Genomic DNA, 17,874 nt, shown 5'->3' with positions numbered 1-17,874 from the left:
GGATTTTCATTACTCAATGAAGAGAGGCAGCGGCGGGAGAGGAAATGCGAATGCGCAAGACGGGCAGCTGGATGATATTCCATGCGCTGGCTACCGCGCTGACCGCGATCGGCGCGGCGCACGCTGCGCCGCGCACGATTACCCCGCTGCCCGACGGCTGGCGCTTCATCCAGGCCGATCCTGAAGGCGCGGAAACTCCCGCGCTGGACGATGCATCCTGGCAGATCGTCACCGTTCCGCATGACTGGGCCATTGCCGGCCCGTTCGATCCCAACGCCAAAGCCGCAGGCGAGAACGGCTTCCTGCCCAGCGGAGTTGCCTGGTACCGCAGGAAGCTGGATCTGACTCCGAAGCCGGGGCGGCGCTATTTCATCGAATTTGACGGCATCATGGAGCGCAGCGGCGTCTGGGTGAACGGTCATCATATCGGCTATCGCCCCATGGGCTATATCAGCCAGCGTTACGATTTGACGCGCCATCTGCGCGCGGATGGCCACAACGTGATCGCCGTCCGTGCGGATACATCCGCCGCCCCCTCGTCACGCTGGTACACCGGTTCGGGTATTTATCGGCACGTCCGCCTGATCGAGACGGACGATGTCCATATTCCGCAAGGCGGCGCCTACGTGCGGGCAGCCGCCATCAGCGACGCGCAGGCGACGATCGCGCTCACCGCGGATGTGCAGAATGACACCGAAGCGGCGACCGACATCAAGGTCGAGCTGCGGCTGACAGATCCCGATGGCCGCGAAGTCGCGCGTGTCGTGACGCCAGCTACCAGCGTTGCGGCCGGACGCACTACGATCGTGCCGCTCGAAGTCACGCTACCCCGTCCGCACCGCTGGGACATAGACGATCCTGCCCTGTACCGCGCCTCCATCCGCGTGCTGGCGGCCGACGGCACCCTGCTCGACAATGAGGATGTCCGCTTCGGTGTGCGCGAAGCCCGTTTCGATCCGGCAACCGGTTTCTGGCTGAATGGCCGCAACTTCAAGTTGAAGGGCGTGGCGCTGCATCACGATGGCGGCGCGGTGGGGGCCGCCGTTCCGCTGGCCGTCTGGCGCCAGCGGTTGACGACGCTCAAGGCGCAGGGCGTCAACGCAATCCGCACCGCGCACAATGTCCCCAGCCCCAAATTTCTCGACCTGACCGACGAGTTGGGCTTGATCGTCATGGACGAGTTGTTCGACCAGTGGAATGTCGCCAAGACGCCGGAGGATTATCATCTCTTCTTCGGCGACTGGCACAAGCGCGACACGCTGGACATGGTGCGCCGCGATCGCAACCATCCCAGCATCGTCCTGTGGAGCGCGGGCAACGAAATCCATGACACCGCCTATCCGGTCCAGGCAAAGGCCGCGCTGCGCAGCATACTGGATATCGTCCACGCCGCCGATCCCTCTCGGCCGGTAACCATGGCCCTGTTCCGACCGAACGTGACCAAGGATTACGACAATGGCCTGGCAGACATGCTGGACGTGGTCGGCCAGAACTATCGCGAAAACGAACTGATCGCGGCGAGCAGGCAGAACCCGAAACGCAGCATCATCGGCACCGAAAACGGGCACAACCGCAGCAACTGGGTGCCGGTGCGAGACTATGGGCCTTTTTCCGGCATGTTCCTGTGGACCGGGGTGGATTATCTGGGCGAGGCGAACCGTTCGGGATGGCCCAATATCCAGAATCCGGCCGGGCTGCTCGATCGCACCGGCCGCCAGAAGATCAGCGGGATGGAGCGCGAAAGCTGGTGGTCTGAACGGCCGGTGGTCCATGTCGTACGCAATGCCGATCCCGCAGCGGCCGGACCGGCTACCGATGGGGCGGGCGGTCCGAACCAGCCCGCTTTGCCGACCATGATCGCCGTGGCAACGCCCAAGCCCAAGGTCGCCCTGTTCGACGACTGGACCCCGCAGGACCGCAGCCCGCACGACGAGACGATCGAGGTCTACAGCAACTGCCGACAGGTCGAGGCATTCCTCAACGGTCGCTCGCTGGGCACGCTGCCGATCAATGCGGATGCCTCTCCCCGGCGTTGGGCGGTGCGCTATGCGCCGGGCGAAGTGCGTGCCACTTGCCGCGATCCCGGCAGTGAGGCCGTGTCCGACAGCCTGCGAACGGCGGGCAAGCCGACGCGCATCCAACTGGAGCCGGACGCGCCAACCGTCGGCTCCGCCTTCGACGACATGGTCTACGTTCGTGCGCGGGTGGTCGATGCAAAGGGCGTAACCGTGCCTTCTGCCAGCAATCGCCTGCATTTCAAGGTCACGGGCAGTGGGCAGTTGATCGCGACCGACAATGGATCCTCGGTCGATCACACCCCCTTCCCTTCACCCGACCGCGCGGCGCAGGATGGCATGGCGGTCGTCTTGGTCCGGGGCGCGGGTAAGGGCCATTTCACCGTCACCGCTACGGCCGAGGGGCTGAAGGCTGGCGCCGTCGATCTGGCCGCAACCCAATGACCGCCAACTTCACGCCGACGCGCCGCGACATCATGGCCGGTGCGGTCGTTCTGGCAGCCTCCGTTCGTCCTGCCTGGGCCGCAGCGCAAGACGATGGCTTCGAGGCAAGCGCCAGGACCATCGCCGACGGTATCCAGCCACCACGCATCCCGCGCCGCACCTTCCCGGTCGTTGCATTCGGAGCGATGGCGGATGGCCGCACGGATGACAGCATGGCGATCGCACGCGCCATTGCCGCCTGTGGCGAGGCCGGCGGCGGCCGGATCCTGCTTCCGATCGGCGTGACGCTCACCGGTCCGATCCGCCTGCGATCTCACATGGAACTGCATGTCCCGAAGGGCGCGCGGCTCAAATTCATCCCCGAACCCGCTCGATACCTGCTCCCGGTCCGTACCCGCTGGGAGGGCGTGGAACTGATGGGCTATCATCCTCTCATCTACGCCTTCGAGGAGGAAGACGTGGCCCTGACCGGCGGCGGCGTAATCGATGGATCGGCGGACGACCGGACATGGTGGCCATGGAAAGGCCCCTGGGCTGATCGCTACCGTGACACGCCGGAAAAGGAGCGGCAGGCCACCGACCGCGCCCGTCTGTTCGACATGGCCGAACGCGGCGTGCCGGTCGAGCAGCGCGTATTCGGGGAAGGCAGCCGCCTGCGCCCCTCCTTCTTCCAACCCTATCGGTGCCGCCGGGTGCTGATGGAAGGCCTCACGGTAGAGGCGGCCCCATTCTGGCAGGTCCATCCGGTAGATTGCACGGACGTGACCTTTCGCAGGGTGACGTGCTCAAGCCACGGTCCCAACAATGACGGGATCGATCCCGAATCCTGCAACGGCGTGCTGATCGAACACTGCGTGTTCGATACCGGGGACGATTGCATCGCCATCAAGGCAGGCCGCAATGCCGACGGTAGACGTCTGAACACGCCGTGCCAGAACATCGTCATCCGTCATTGCCTGATGAAGGACGGCCATGCGGGCGTTGCCATCGGCAGCGAACTGACCGGCGGCGTGCGCAATGTCTTCGTCCACGATTGCCGGATGGACAGCCCCAATCTTACGCGGGTGCTCATCATCAAGTCGAACAGCTATCGCGGCGGCTTGATCGAGAATATTCATCTGCGCCGCATCGATGCCGGGGCGGTGGACAAGGCCTTCATCCAGATCTGGATGCTCTACGAAGAAGGGAATGGCGGGGGCCACGTACCGCAAGTCGCTCATGTTTCGGTGCAGGATTGCACGGTCCGGTCTACCGAACGGGTGCTGATCGTACGCGGCCTGCCCGAGGCACCGGTACGCGACCTGCAACTGGCGAACATAACGGTCGGCCGCGAGACGATGCCATCCGTCGCCGTAGATGTCGATCTGACGCGATTGGCCAACGTCATCGTCGGCGGGCGGCGCTGGAGCCAGGATTATCTGCGCACCCTGCCCGGCGCGGATAGCATCCGCTGCGACAAATGGGCCGTCTGCCGATAAGTGCTGGCTCGAAGCCGGCGGCCCGGTGTTCGGTATCGAAAATCTTCAGACGAAGAAACTGCCTCTGGTGGGAACCGGCAGTATCCGGTGATCAGGCCTGGCTCTCGCCTGAATCAAAGCGCGAAACGAAGGGTGCCGAGTACCGTGCGCGGCGCGCCCGGATGGTTCAGCAGCGGTGATGTGCCATGCCCGGAAACGATGTAGTTCTTGTCGAACAGGTTGTAGACGTTGATCTGGAGCCGAGCCGAGCCGGGCCCACCTTCTTCCAAGCTATTGCGTCTGCGGTGAAGTAGTATTCCAGCACGGTGGTGTTTGCGGGGTCGTCCCAGCGATCGCCTACGTAATTGGCCCCGGCGCCGATGCCGAACTTCTCGCCGAAGCTCTTGGTGATGAAGGCGTTGGCGGCATTTTTCGGGGTTAGGGTGGCACCCTTGTCGACGAAAGCCGGATTGGGCGCCTTTCCCGTTGATCGCCAAGACCGCGCAAAATGCCGAGTATTCCAACCAACCGCTGTTGAACATTGGGAGATCGTAATGTTGAATCCAGCCGCTCCCAATATCTCGCGGTTAGGTCAATCCGATGATTCGACCTGCTCCCGCATTGCTCATGCTGGTCCTCGCCGCGTGCCAGGAACCGCCCCGGAAACCCTCGCCGCCGCCGGCGCATGCCGAGCCGATCGCCAGCGAGAGTGAGTTGCTGAAGCTGACCCTTACGCCGCGCGCCCGGCAACGGCTTGGCATCGTCATCCAGCCGGTGGGCGGCAGCTCGGCGCGGCAGGTGCGGCAGGTGACCGGCGAAATCGTGGTTCCGCCCACCGCAGCGGGCGGAGTGCCGACCAATTCGCTGACCAATTTGGCTCAAGTCGGATCGCAGCAGGCTATAGCTGATGGCGAGGTCGCGCGGACCGAAGCGCAAGCGCGGTTGGCCCGCATCGCCCTGACCCGCGCCGAAGCCTTGGTGCGTGAAGAAGCCGGCAGCGTTCGCGCTCGGGACGAAGCGGCGGCGGCTCTCGCTGCCGCGCAGGCGGCGCTCGGCGCGGCGCGACAGCAGCAGCGGCTGCTTGGCCCTGCGGTCGCCGCACTGGGCGACCAGTCGGTGCTCTGGGTACGGGCTTCGGTCTTCGCCAGCGACGTGGGCGCCGTCGTGCGCGGAGCGGAGGCCATGGTGCGCCCGCTCGGTAGCCAAGGGCGAGGAAAGGAGCAGGCGCGCGGTGCCCGGCCGGTCCAGGCACCGCCCTCTGCAGACAGCGCCGCGGGAACCGTGGACCTCTATTACGCCCTCGGCAATCGCGACCGTCAGTTCCGTGTCGGCCAGCGCGTTGCCGTGGAACTGCCGCTGGCGGGCCGGACTGCGAGCCTTTCGGTTCCTTCCTCCGCCATCGTTCGCGACATCTACGGCGGCGAATGGGTTTACCGGATGACTAGCAAGGACGCATTCGTGCGCCAACGCATCGAGGTCGTTTCTGAAAGCGGCGGACAGGCGCTACTCGCGCGCGGGCTGGAGCCGGGTGCGCAAGTGGTGACGGTGGGTGCGGCCGAACTCTTCGGCACCGAGTTCGGGGCGGCGCACTGATGCTGGCAGGACTGGTCCGCTTCGCGCTCACCCAGCGCGTCCTCGTGCTCGCCATGGCGGCGCTTCTGGTAGCGCTCGGCATCCGCGCGGGGCGCGATGTCCCGCTCGATGTATTCCCCGAATTCGCCCCGCCCATGGTCGAGATCCAGACCGAGGCGCCGGGCCTTTCCACCGAAGAAGTGGAAAGCCTCGTTACCGTTCCCATCGAGACTGCCGTCAATGGCGTGCCCGACCTTGCGACACTGCGTTCCAAGTCGGTGCTCGGCCTGTCGTCGGTGCAAATCCTGTTCGAGCGGGGCACCGATGTGATGCGCGCCCGGCAGATGGTGGGCGAACGCATTGCGCAAGTCCAGCCGCGTCTGCCGCTCGCCGCGCGCCAGCCGGTGCTGATGCCGCCGCTCTCCTCTACAAGCCGTGCCATGAAGATCGGGCTTACCTCGGGGAAGCTGGATCAGATGAGGCTGTCCGAACTGGTGCGCTGGACCATTCGGCCCCGGCTGATGGCGGTGCCCGGCGTGGCCAACGTCGCGGTATGGGGCCAGCGTGACCGCCAGCTTCAGGTTCTCGTAGATCCCGATCGCCTGCGCGCAGCGGGGGTGACCCTGGCCGAAGTGCGGGCTGCGGCTGGAGACGCGGTGCTGGTGGGCGGCGGCGGCTTCCTCGACACACCGAACCAGCGCATCGCCGTGCAGCAGGCGGGCATGGTGCAGGACGCTGCCGGGCTCGGCCAGGCCATCGTGCGCCAGTCGAGCAGCGCGCCCATTCGCCTTTCGGACGTCGCCCGCGTGATCGACGGCCACGCTGCGCCGATCGGCAATGCCATCATCGATGACGTGCCGGGCATCATGCTGATCGTCGAGAAGCAGCGGACCGCCAACACCCTGGAACTGACCCGGGCCGTCGAAGCGGCACTGGGCGAGCTGAAGCCCGGGCTCAAGGACGTGAAGGTCGACACCACGATCTTCCGCCCGGCCACGTTCATCGAACGCTCGATCGACAACCTGACGCGCGCCCTGCTGATCGGCTGCGTCCTGGTGGCGGCCGTGCTGTTTCTTTTCACCCGCGACTGGCGGCAAGCCGTCATCAGCCTCACCGCGATCCCGCTCTCGCTGCTGGGCGCGGGCCTGGTCCTGTTGTGGAGCGGGGCGACGATCAATGTGATGGTGATCGCCGGTCTCGTCATCGCGCTGGGCGAAGTGGTGGACGATGCCATCATCGACGTCGAGAACATCGCCCGGCGCCTGCGGCTGGAGCGTGAGGCCGCAAACCCGCGCTCCGCCTTTTCGGTCGTGCTGGCCGCCTCGCTGGAGGTCCGCTCTGCAGTGGTCTTCGCCTCTCTGATCGTCATGCTGGTGTTCCTGCCAATCTTTTTCCTCGGCGGCGTGGCGGGCACGTTCTTCCAGCCACTCGCCATCGCCTACGTGCTCGCCATTGCCACCTCGCTGCTGGTGGCGCTCACCGTAACCCCGGCGCTTTGCCTGCTGCTTCTCCCCGGCGCACCGCTGACCGAGGAACGCGACACCCGCGTGGTGCGCTGGCTCAAGCGGGGCTACGCGGGCGCGCTGCCCCGCTTCGTCATGCGGCCCCGGGCGGCGGTCGGCGTGGTGGCAGGCGGGCTGCTGCTGTCCGCCGGGGGCTATGCGACGTTCAAGGACCAGTTCCTGCCCGATTTCCGCGAAACCGACTTCCTGATGCACTTCGTCGAGAAGCCGGGGACATCGATCGAGGCCATGGACCGCATCACCATCCGCGCCTCGAAGGAGCTACGCGCGATCCCCGGCGTGCGCAATTTCGGCGCCCACATCGGCCGCGCCGAGCAGGCGGACGAGGTCGTCGGCCCCAACTTCACCGAGCTATGGATCAGCCTTGACGAAAAGGCCGACTACGATGCTTCGGTCGCGCGCATCAAGGCGGTGGTGGATGGCTATCCCGGCCTGTTCCGCGACGTGCTCACCTATTTGCGCGAACGCATCAAGGAAGTGCTGACCGGCGCGGGCGCCACTATGGTCGTGCGCATCTACGGCCCCGAACAGGACGAGTTGCGCGCGGCGGGAGCACGCGTGCGCGATGCGGTTTCCGGGATTCCGGGTGTGAGCGACCTCAAGCTGGAAAGCCAGGTTCTCGTCGCCCAGCTTCGTATTCGCCCGCGTCCCGAGTATCTTGCGCGTCTGGGCCTCACCGCCGGCGACGTGCGCCGTCAGACCCAGACGCTCGTGGCCCAGCAAAAGGTGGGCGAGATCTACCGCGAGCAGAAGGCGTTCGACGTGGCGCTTTGGGGTGAACCGGCGGTGCGCGGCAGCATCCACGCCTTGCGCGACCTGATGATCCAATCTTCCACCGGCGCGCCCGTGCGCCTTGCCGACATAGCCGACGTGGAAATCGTGCCCGCTCCCAACGAGGTAAAGCGCGAGAACGGCCAGCGCCGGCTCGACGTGACGCTCAATGTGTCCGGCGCCGATCTGGGCACCGTGGCGCGCGGCGTCGAGGCGGCCGTGGGCAGAGTGCCTTTCGCCACCGGCTATCACCCCGAAGTGCTGGGCGAATATGCTGCGCTCAGGGAATCGCGCCAGCGGCTGTGGACCACCGGGGCGCTATGTCTCGTGGGCGTGCTCCTGCTGGTGTGGATCGAGTTCCGCTCGCGCCGGATCACCACCCTGGTTGGGGTGAGCCTGCCCTTCGCGCTTGTCGGCGGTGTCGTTGCGGTGGCGCTGACCGGCGGGGTTCTGTCGCTGGGTTCGCTTGTCGGTTTCGTTACGGTGATCGGCATCGCCGCGCGCAACGGGATCATGCTGCTGTCGCACTACCGCCATCTGGAGCGGGGGGAAGGCATGGACTTCGGCCGCGACCTCGTGTTGCGCGGGGCGGAGGAGCGGCTGGTGCCGATCCTGATGACGGCGGCCTGCGCCGGGCTGGCACTGGTGCCGCTGATCGTGGCCGGCAATGCCCCGGGGCACGAGATCGAGCATCCCATGGCGATCGTCATCCTCGGCGGTCTGATTTCCTCGACTATGCTCAATCTGTTCCTGATGCCCGCACTCTACGCGCGCTACGGGGAGGAGAAACGCACGCCGCCGCCCGCCGAACCCACGGAGGTCTTGGCATGACCCCGCACCTTTCGCGCTGGAGCGCACCCTTGATCGCACTCACCGTCTCCGCCTGCATGAGCGTACCTCCGCCGCCTGAGACGGTGGTGCCGCCCGCCGCTGCGGGGCCGTTCGCCGCGCTGCCGGTCGCCTCGATCGAGGCGGTGCCGGACGACTGGTGGCGGCTCTACGACGATCCCCAACTCGACGCGCTGGTGGAGGCGAGCCTTGCCGCCAATGCGGACTTGCGCGTAGCCTACGCCAACCTCGATGGAGCCCGCGCCGCACTGAAGCAGGCACAGGCCGCGCGACTTCCGACGACCGCTCTTGAAAGCGCGTTGACGGTCGATGACCCCAGCAACCAGCCAAGCGCCGCCTCGGTCTCGGCCAGCGACTGGGACATCGCGGCGACCGCCAGTTGGGACATCGACTTGTTCGGCCGCCTGCGCTCCGGGGCATTGGCTGCCCGCGCCGATGCCGAGGCACAGCAGGCGGCGCTCGATGGCGTACGCCTCGCCGTCGTGGCAGACACCGTCCAGGCCTATGTCGAGTTCTGCGCCGCCACGCGCGCCATAGCCGAGGCCCGGGCCGTCTCCGCCGCGCAGGAACGGTCGGTCGCGCTGGTGCGCGAACAGTTCTCTGCCGGCGACGTCTCGCCGATGGAGGTGTCGCAAGTCGCCGCCCTTGCTGCCTCCACCCGCGCCGGGATCGCGCCGTTCGAAGCGGGGCGCTCGAATGCGCTTTATCGCATCGCCGCCCTACAGGGCCGCGCGCCTGCCGAGGCACGCACTTTATCGCTGACCTGCAATGCTGCCCCGCGCCTCAAGACTGCGGCGCCTGTGGGTGACGGCACCGCGCTGCTGGTGCGCCGCCCTGACCTGCGCGAGGCAGAGCGCAAGCTTGCCGCCGCGGCGGCCCGCATCGGCGTGGCGAGGGCAGATTTTTATCCGAAGGTCAATCTGGGCGGTGCTTTGGGCCTGCTTGGAGGTGGGTTCGACGCGGTCGCCTCGCCCTTGATCAGCTGGGCCTTTCCCAACATGGCTCCGGCCCGCGCGAAGATGGCGCAAGCGCGCGCTTCCGAGCGGGCGGCCGTGGCGGGCTGGGAGGTGGCGATGTTGAAAGCCCTTCGCGAGGTCGAAACCGCACTGGCCGCTTATGATGCCGAAGTCCGGCGCAACCGCGACCTGGGCGAGGCTGTGCTTCAAGCCCAGGCTTACGCCCGCCGTGCCACGGCGCGCGTGCGCTACGGCGATGCGGCGGGCCTGCTCCAGGTCGACGCAGAACGCACCGTTGCCTCCGCACGCCTCGCCAAGGTCCAGAGCGATCTGGCGGTGGGGCAAGCGGAAGTCGCGCTGTTCCGCGCGCTCGGAGGTGGCTGGCGCAACGGACCGCAGGCGCGCTAGGCTGCGCCATGCGAATCCTGATCGTCGAGGATGACGAAGAGACACGGCGCTTCATCGCCAAGGGCCTCGAAGAGGCAGGACATACCGTGGCTTCCGCACGCGACGGCACCGATGGCCTGTTTCACGCGACTGACGGCGCTTTCGATGTGATCGTCGTCGATCGCATGCTGCCGGGGCTGGACGGACTTTCGCTGCTCAAGGCGCTGCGCGCCACCGGAAACGGCACGCCGGTGCTGATGTTGACGGCGCTCGGCGGGATCGCGGACCGCGTGGGCGGGCTCGAAGCCGGGGCCGACGATTACTTGGTGAAGCCCTTCGCTTTTTCCGAGCTGAGCGCGCGCATCAATGCCCTCGCCCGCCGCCCGCAAGTGCGCGTCGATGCAAACCGGTTGACGGTGGGAGACATCGTTCTCGACCTGGACCGCCGCACGGTGGCGCGCGGCGGGCGCCGCGTGACCCTTCAGCCCCGCGAGTTCACGCTGCTGGCCGAACTTATGCGCAACCCGCGCCGCGTGATGACGCGAACTATGCTGCTGGAACGGGTGTGGGATTTCGACTTCGACCCCAGGACCAACATAGTCGAGACGCATATGAGCCGCCTGCGTTCCAAGCTCAACGCCGGTTTCGACCGCGATGCGATAGAGACCGTGCGCGGCGCGGGCTACATGATGCGGGAATCCTGATGCTGCGTAAAATGGGGCGAAGCACGACCGGACTGGTGGCTATCGTCGGCATCGTCTTCGCGGCGGCCATCCTGGCCATCGGTGCCCTCTCCTACCGCGTCACGCATGAGGCGCTGGAGCAGCAACTCAATCACCGCATAGCAGCCGAAACGGCAGGATTGCTTGCCGAGGCTCAGCGGCGTGGAGTGCCTGCCATCGCAGCCGCCATCACGCGCCGCGAGGCTGCGCGATCAACGGCAAGCCTGGACTATCTGCTTGTCGACGATGCCGGCAGGCACATGGCGGGAAGCCTCCGCGCCAAGGTTCCCGCCAAGGCGGGCTTCGAGGAATTCCTTCACTACCGCAAGCCGGGGCAGGACGAACCCGCAATCGCACAGGCGCTCACGACAAAAGTCGCGGGCGGCACGCTGGTCGTCGCGGCCGACCGCGCCAGCCTTGACGAGATCGACCGGACGCTGGCGATCCTCTTCGCCGGAGCGTTGGCGGCGATGCTGGCGGTCGGCACACTGGCGGCCGGGATCATCGGCGGGCTGACGCAGCGCCGCCTCAACAGCATCGATGCGACCGCCCAGGCCATCATCAGCGGCGATCTGGCCCGCCGGGTTCCGCGCGATGGATCGGGGAGTGAGTTCGACCGGCTGGCCGGCACGCTCAACACCATGCTCAACCGTATCGAGGCGCTGATGGACAATCTGCGTCAGGTGTCGAGCGACGTCGCTCATGACCTGCGCACGCCGCTGACACGGCTCTGCGGCAGCCTCGACCTGGCCGCAGGAGAGCACCACGAAAGCCAACGTGCGGCGCATCTCGAAATTGCGCGCAGGCAGGCGGCCGAACTCCTGGAGATATTCGCTGCCCTGCTGCGCATAGCCGAGATCGAGGGCATGAACGAGCGACTGCCGCGTCAGCGCTTGGACCTGACGGCTCTGCTCGAAAAGATGGCCGAGAGCTACGCGCCCGATTTCGAGGACAGCGGGCGCATTCTGAATTGTTCCATCGCGCCGGACCTGTGGGTTGAGGGTGACCACCGGCTTCTCAGTCAGGTCATGGCCAACTTGCTCGACAACGGCCTCAGCCACACACCGCCCGGGACGACTTTGGCGCTTCGTGCCGGGCCGTCGTCCGGTGGCATCGCCATCGTGGTGGGTGACGATGGACCGGGGGTGCCCCCCATGGATCGAGACCGCCTTTTCAATCGCTTCGCGCGCGCAGAGCAGGCGCGTTCGACGGCCGGACACGGCCTTGGCCTCAGCATGGTCAAAGCGATCGCAGAGGCGCACGGCGGGAACGTTTCGATCCTCGACGAACCCGGTTTCGTAGTGGAGCTGCACCTGCCGCGTGATGCCTGATCTCATGTATGGCCGAGATGAAGTACAGTGGCCCGCCTTCGGATGAAAGCGGGCCACTGCCGCGACGATGATCGCCGCGACGAAGGCGGATTTCTCAGTATTTCGCGTTGAGCGTCAGAATGGCCGTGCGACCTGCGGCCTGACTGGCGTAATGCGCGGTATAGGCCTTGTCGTAGTACAGCTTGTTGAAGACATTCTGCACGTTGACCTGAACCTGGTTCATCTCGTTGAGCTTGAACGATGCATTCGCGTCGAAACGCCAGTAGCCGGGAACCATGCGCGCCAGTGTGGGCGGCAGCACGATCTGCCCATTGGTGATCTTGCGCGCGCCTACTTCCTGGATGCCGCCGTAAACCTTGCTCGTATACATCGCACCGCCGCCGACGGTGAACTGCGAGGTCACGTTATAGTTCGTGAACGCGGTGAAGCTGTGCTTCGGCGTGTTCGGGAACGGTGTGCCGGTGCTTACGGCCGGGGCGAAGACCGTGGCCGGCAGGCCCGTCGCCGTATCGATACCCGTGGTCGTGGTGACACCGCCATCAACGATCTTTGCGTCCATGTAGGTGTATCCGCCGAAGACATTCCATTCGGGCGTTATGTTGCCGTTGAAACCGAATTCGACCCCGCGGATGCGGCGGTCCCCGGCAAAGACGACCGTATTGTTCTCACCCGTCGTGCGGGCATTTTTAGTCCGCGTCTGGAAGGCTGCGAGCGTCAATGCCAGAGTGTCGCCGAACAGATTCCACTTGGTGCCGACTTCGTAGGACTTGGTCTTTTCCACCTTGAGCGCATTCGTCAGATCCTGCGCGGTCGTGTTGAGCGCATTGCCTTCGCTGCCCTGCGCCAGGAACGAGCCGGGAGGCGTCGCAGAACTGGACGTGGAAATGTAAATGCTGCTGCCCGCCGTAGGTTTGAAGACCAGACCGGCCTGGTAGTTCCACAAGTCGTCAGTGCGGCTCACCCACGTACGGTTCGCCGTGGATGTCGCGGTCAGGCCGGGGCTCACTTCGGTCTTGTAGTGGTCATAGCGGCCGCCGAGGTTAAGCAGCAGGTTGTCCGTGATCGTGATCGTGTCGAACAGGGAGGCACCCCAGCTGTCAACGCGCGAAAGCGTCCAGGTCTTGGGCAGGCTCCGCTCGATCGTAGCGAGCGCCGATGACGTGTCGCTGGCGTAGCTTACCCAGGGATCGCTCGGATTCGGGTTGTCGACCGAGGTGCAGTTGTAGCGCGCCAGCATGCTGGCATTGCAGCGCGGGCTCTGCGTCGATCCGGTGGCGATTGCGGCGCCGGTCGCGGCGTTGGAGACGTAAGAGCCGTTTGCGGCCTTCTCGCGCGCCCATTCGAAGCTGGCGGCGAAACTGTTCTTCAGGCCGAAGGGCGTGACTTCGCCGAACAGGTCGGTCTGGTTGATCAGGCCTTCGGCGTAGCTGTAGCGGGTGTTGGCGCGGCGCCATACCTGGCCTCCCGGCTCGGTGATCCTGCCCGTCGCGGCATTGCGAACGCCGTAGACGTTGCCCTGCTGGTCGTCCGGCTGGGTCCAGACATAGCTCTGGTCGCTGCGGCCATAGCGCGATGTGTTGCGCAAGGTCAGCCCGTTGTCGAATTCGTGCTGGGCGCGGACAGTGAAGTTGTCGACATTGGTCTTGCGGAAATCGCGGTCCTTGAGGCCGTAGAAAGCGCCGCGCGGACGGTCGACATCGACGCCGCTGATCGTCGTGTAGCGGTCGGCCGGGCCGGTTTCCGCTATGCCCGCCGGGACGTTGGCGGAAGTATAGAGATAAGGAATTCCCGAATCCGGCAGTTCGTCGGTTTCGAGGTGATAGTAGCTGACGGTCAGGCTGGTCGGACCGTTCAGGCCGAGCTTGATCGAGGGCGCCACGCCCCAGCGCTTGGACCAGATAGCATCGCGTCCGGCAACGTCCTGGTCGTGCCACATTGCGGCGACACGGAGGCCGACGAAATCGTTGAGCGGCTGGTTCACATCGAGCGTGGCGCGCTTGTAGTCGTCGGTGCCAAGGCTACCGCTGGCGGCGATGAAGCGGTCGGCGGTCGGGTGCTTAGAGACGAGGTTAAGACTGCCGCCGGCGCTGCCCCGGCCGCCCATCGAGCTGTCCGAGCCCTTGACGACTTCGATCTGCTCCACCGCGAAGACTTCCCGGCTCTGGGCGCCTACGTCGCGCACGCCGTCGAGGTAAGTGCTGGCCTGGCTGTCGAAGCCGCGAATGATCGGCCGATCGCCGAGCGGGTTGCCGCCCTCGCCCGCGCCGAACGTGATGCCGGGAATAGTCCGCAGTGCTTCGGTCAGGGAGGCCGAGCCGGTGTCTTTGATCACTTGCGCCGGAATGACGGTGATCGAGCGCGGCGTATCAACGAGCGGCGCGGTGTATTTCGGCGAGTCGACCTTGTCGGCCTTGTAGCTTTCCTCATCGATCGCGGTGTCGGTCACGGTGACACCACCCAGTCGCGGCGAAGCAGGCTGGCCGTTCTCCTGAGCGGCTGCCGGCGTTGCCGCAAGGCCAAGGCAGCTCATCGCCAGATAGGCGGGCGCGACGGTGGTGGACTTGGAACGTAAGCGTGAAAGAGACACGAAACCCCCTGATGTTGCTATTGCATGTCAACTGAGGGCGCTAATGAGAATGATTTGCGATTCTGGCAAGGCAGAATTTCATTCTTTGTAACAATAGCGAACTAAACAATAAAATACGGTGGCGCGATTAGAACGACAAATACGTCGAATGGCAGATGTCATCGACGCAAAATTTTATTTAATATTATACCTTCAGCGATTAATTCGCAGAACTTATATCGACGTCAGCCCTTGTTCTCGTCTCTTTCTAGCCTTTGCGGAAATCGGTAAATCCCGTGGCTGGTTCGTTCGACCCAGCCGTCCTTGTGAAGCTTGCTAAGGTGTTGGTGCGTGATGCCGACCGCCACGAACTGGGCCGCGGACGCGGTGGAATGGCGTCTGACGATGTCTAGGGCTTTTGCACGAAACGAACCCGGCGGCGGTTCCGACTTGCCGTCCCACAGGTTGCCCCGCCGGCGGAAGGGTTTGTCGTGGGCGCGAGAGCCAGAGCCAGGGCCAGAGTGCGACTTGCCGATATATTCGATACGCAGCGCGGGATTTTGCGAGGTATCGCGCTCCAGCAACATGGCCCGCGCAGGAAGGCGGCGGTCTTCGCTTGCCAACGCGACGGCGCAGGCATTCATTGCCTGCTGCAAGGCATTGGCAAGGTGCCAGTCGCGCGACAGCGAAGGCCGTTGCAACGCCGCGATGCGGTGAATGATCGTGTTCTCGTCACGACTGATAAGTGGCGCGCCAGATGGAAACACCTCGATGTCCGCAGCTCTCGCTTCGCGCGCCAGCCATTCGAAGCTGTCGAGAACGTGAACTGGGATATCCGCCAGGATACGGGCCTGCGTCGGAGCGGCTGCTTTCCGAGGACGGGACAGGCAGCGCAATATCGTTACGAGACGGCGCTCGCGAAATGCCAGCGATCCCAGAGAAACCAGCGCAGTGGCGGTGGCCTGGTCGATGGCCTCGGATACTGGAGCATCATCCAACGCCTGGGCATCGTCGGACTTCCTGGACAAGAGCCGCGGCCGAACATTGTAACGAAGCATTCGCATCGAAAGTGTCTATCGCAGGGCGTCCAGACCGAACGTGAACTGAACCGTTCATGTTCGGTTTAAGGTGCGTGCCAGACCGCAAGGCATCGACGCCGAACCCTTTGACAAGTGCGCCTGCGCGTCGCAATCGACCTGGGTCTGTTACGGAAACCCTCCTCATGTCGATCCCTTCCCGATGGCTATCGGTGCCCTCTTCGCTGGCCAGGTTGTCCATCCGGTCCAGGCTGCTTCTGATCGGAACGGTCCTGACCATTGCCGCCCTCATCGCGGCCAGCCTCTCGGTCGAGACGGTGCTCGACACATATGTCCGGCGCAGCCTCAACCAGAGCCTGGACGGCCAGATCGGGCTGCTATCCCGCAGCGTGCGGCCGGACGGTTCGGTAGACCGGGACATGCTGGTGGCGATCGGGCCGTTCACGCAATATCGGCGCGGGTGGGCATGGCGGATCGAAACCCCGCGCGAGGCTGTCAGTTCCACGGAACAGATCGGCGCGCTGGACTTCCGGGAAGACGGGCCGCGCGGGCGGGAGGGGCATTTCCGCGCACCGCCGGAACTGCTGCGCACCGGGCGCTCCGGCGATCTCTACGTTCGCATGCTGGAGAAGCAGACCCCCGGCGGCGCCGTCAGGATCGTCGCGACGGCGCCCCATGCCGTCTATGAGCGGCTGCGCCTGGCGGCCGTGCGCCCGGTCCTGCTTATTCTCGGCGGTCTGAGCGTGATCCTGCTGGCGACATCGATTTTCCAGTTGCAGGTCGGCCTGCTGCCGCTCGGCCGCCTGAAGCGCTCCTTCGAGCAAGTGCGCAGCGGCCGGATTGCGCGCCTCCCGGCAGATCAGCCCGCCGAATTGCGGCCGCTGGTGCAGGAGGCGAACAACCTGCTGGACGAGAACGAGGCCTCGCTGGCCAGGGCGCGCTCACACGTCGCGAACCTGGCGCACAGCCTGAAGACGCCACTGGCCACGCTCAGCATCAAGCTGAGGGATCCCGCGCGCGATCCGGACGGCGAGCTTCTGGAACTGGTCGGCCAGATCGACCGCGCCATACGGCACCATCTCGGCCGTGCCCGCGCGGCCTCTCCCGGTGCGCCGGGACGGCCATCGCTGTTGCTTGCTCCTGCCGTGGCCGACCTCGTAGATGCCCTCCAGCGGATCTATGTGGATCGCGGCATCGCCTTCGAGCCGGTCGTTCCCCAGGATATGCTGGTGAAATGCGATCCCCAGGATCTGAGCGAAATGCTGGGCAACCTGCTGGACAACGCCGCGAAATGGGGGCGAACGACCGTGCGCATCGCCGCAGCCGAGCAGGAAAGGACGATCGCCATCGCCGTGGAAGACGATGGCCCGGGACTGAGCGGCCCTGCGTTGGAGCAGGCGCTGCTTCCCGGTCAACGGCTGGACGAGCGGGGCGACGGTCACGGCTTCGGCCTGTCCATCACCCGCGAACTCGCGGAACTCCACGGTGGGGCGCTGGGGCTGACGCGATCGACGCTCGGCGGGCTCTGCGCGGTGCTCACGCTACCGCGCTGATCAGCAATCAGTCCGGCCTGAGGCGATAGCCGCGGCCGCGCACCGTCTCGATCATGTCCGCGCCGATCTTGCGCCGCAGCCGGCCGATGATGACATCCAGCGAATTGGAATCGGAGTCCACGTCGTATTCGTAGGCCCGCTCCAGCAGTTCGCGGCGGTCCACCACCACGCCCTTGCGCAACACGAGCGCAGAGAGGACGCGCCATTCGAAGGCCGTGACGCGCAGCGCTATGCCGTCCAGTTCGAAGTGGCCCAGCTGAGCGTCGTAGGCGAGCCGCCCGCAGACCAGCCGCGTTGCCGCATGGCCGTTGGCGCGGCGGATCAGCGCGCGCAGGCGCATCGTCAGTTCCTGCGGCAGGAACGGCTTGGTCATGTAGTCGTCCGCGCCGGCACGGAAACCCGCCACTTTGTCGGCCCAGGAATCCCGCGCGGTCAGGATCAGGACGGGGAGAGTCAGGCCCTTGTCGCGGCAGCTCTGCAGCAGGGAAATGCCATCCATCCGGGCCAGTCCCAGATCGAGAACGAGCGCATCGTACCCTTCCGTGGTGGCCAGGTGCAGCCCTTCCTCGCCATTGACCGCAAGGTCGACGGCAAAGTTCTCGCTCCGCAGCGTGCGGGCCACTTCCGCCGCGAGGGCGTGATCGTCTTCCACGACAAGAATACGCATCGTCTGTTCGCTTCAATACCCTTT

12 protein-coding genes are annotated in these 17,874 nt (G+C 65.4%); 8 read left to right on the top strand and 4 right to left on the bottom strand.

Features of this window, described 5'->3' with window-relative positions:
* The first annotated feature begins 50 nt into the window (after window positions 1-50).
* Together ACI3K3_RS10930 and ACI3K3_RS10925 are read left to right on the top strand one after the other, a co-directional pair.
* On the top strand, window positions 51-2,459 hold the full coding sequence (locus ACI3K3_RS10930; protein ID WP_404913614.1) for a glycoside hydrolase family 2 TIM barrel-domain containing protein: 2,409 nt from the start codon (window positions 51-53) through the stop codon (window positions 2,457-2,459).
* Entirely contained in the window at window positions 2,456-3,937 is a 1,482-nt protein-coding gene (locus tag ACI3K3_RS10925; protein WP_404913613.1) for a glycoside hydrolase family 28 protein, read from the top strand. Before ACI3K3_RS10930 ends, ACI3K3_RS10925 begins: the two co-directional genes overlap by 4 nt.
* A 113-nt stretch (window positions 3,938-4,050) precedes the next feature.
* On the opposite strand, the gene ACI3K3_RS10920 is transcribed toward ACI3K3_RS10925, so the two are convergent.
* Complete coding sequence (locus ACI3K3_RS10920; protein ID WP_404913612.1) at window positions 4,051-4,206, bottom strand: hypothetical protein; 156 nt, start codon at window positions 4,204-4,206, stop codon at window positions 4,051-4,053.
* Window positions 4,207-4,516: 310 nt separating this feature from the next.
* Between ACI3K3_RS10920 and ACI3K3_RS10915 the strand changes: the two genes are divergently transcribed.
* From ACI3K3_RS10915 to ACI3K3_RS10895, 5 genes are read left to right on the top strand one after another with little or no spacing between them, the layout of a single operon-like run.
* Window positions 4,517-5,509, top strand: a complete 993-nt coding sequence (locus ACI3K3_RS10915) for an efflux RND transporter periplasmic adaptor subunit (RefSeq protein ID WP_404913611.1) — start codon at window positions 4,517-4,519, stop codon at window positions 5,507-5,509.
* Window positions 5,509-8,613, top strand: a complete 3,105-nt coding sequence (locus tag ACI3K3_RS10910) for an efflux RND transporter permease subunit (protein ID WP_404913610.1) — start codon at window positions 5,509-5,511, stop codon at window positions 8,611-8,613. Before ACI3K3_RS10915 ends, ACI3K3_RS10910 begins: the two co-directional genes overlap by 1 nt.
* Window positions 8,610-9,995 (top strand): efflux transporter outer membrane subunit, encoded by a 1,386-nt coding sequence (locus ACI3K3_RS10905; RefSeq protein ID WP_404913609.1) that lies wholly within the window; start codon window positions 8,610-8,612, stop codon window positions 9,993-9,995. Before ACI3K3_RS10910 ends, ACI3K3_RS10905 begins: the two co-directional genes overlap by 4 nt.
* A gap of 8 nt (window positions 9,996-10,003) precedes the next feature.
* Window positions 10,004-10,678 carry a response regulator transcription factor gene (locus ACI3K3_RS10900; RefSeq protein ID WP_404913608.1) on the top strand — a complete coding sequence of 225 codons (675 nt, stop codon included), beginning with the start codon at window positions 10,004-10,006 and terminating at the stop codon, window positions 10,676-10,678.
* Window positions 10,678-12,027, top strand: a complete 1,350-nt coding sequence (locus tag ACI3K3_RS10895; RefSeq protein WP_404913607.1) for an ATP-binding protein — start codon at window positions 10,678-10,680, stop codon at window positions 12,025-12,027. The genes ACI3K3_RS10900 and ACI3K3_RS10895 overlap by 1 nt, the downstream gene beginning before the upstream one ends.
* Window positions 12,028-12,121: 94 nt before the next feature.
* On the opposite strand, the gene ACI3K3_RS10890 is transcribed toward ACI3K3_RS10895, so the two are convergent.
* Together ACI3K3_RS10890 and ACI3K3_RS10885 are read right to left on the bottom strand one after the other, a co-directional pair.
* Complete coding sequence (locus ACI3K3_RS10890) at window positions 12,122-14,614, bottom strand: TonB-dependent receptor (protein WP_404913606.1); 2,493 nt, start codon at window positions 14,612-14,614, stop codon at window positions 12,122-12,124.
* 224 nt (window positions 14,615-14,838) lie between these two features.
* The gene (locus ACI3K3_RS10885; protein ID WP_404913605.1) at window positions 14,839-15,489 is read right to left on the bottom strand and encodes a type IV toxin-antitoxin system AbiEi family antitoxin domain-containing protein; all 651 of its coding nucleotides are present in this window, start codon (window positions 15,487-15,489) and stop codon (window positions 14,839-14,841) included.
* A 326-nt stretch (window positions 15,490-15,815) separates the two neighbouring features.
* Here ACI3K3_RS10885 and ACI3K3_RS10880 point away from each other — a divergent pair, with 326 nt between their 5' ends.
* The gene (locus ACI3K3_RS10880) at window positions 15,816-17,183 is read left to right on the top strand and encodes a sensor histidine kinase (protein WP_404913604.1); all 1,368 of its coding nucleotides are present in this window, start codon (window positions 15,816-15,818) and stop codon (window positions 17,181-17,183) included.
* 7 nt (window positions 17,184-17,190) lie between these two features.
* On the opposite strand, the gene ACI3K3_RS10875 is transcribed toward ACI3K3_RS10880, so the two are convergent.
* A complete protein-coding gene (locus tag ACI3K3_RS10875) occupies window positions 17,191-17,850 on the bottom strand; it encodes a response regulator transcription factor (protein WP_404913603.1) in 660 nt (219 codons plus the stop codon).
* Between the last annotated feature and the right edge of the window lie 24 nt (window positions 17,851-17,874).

Origin of the sequence: Novosphingobium sp. ZW T3_23, assembly GCF_044987305.1 — a bacterium.
Classification (GTDB): Bacteria; Pseudomonadota; Alphaproteobacteria; order Sphingomonadales; family Sphingomonadaceae; genus Novosphingobium.
This window is presented reverse-complemented; position numbering and strand designations above follow the sequence as displayed.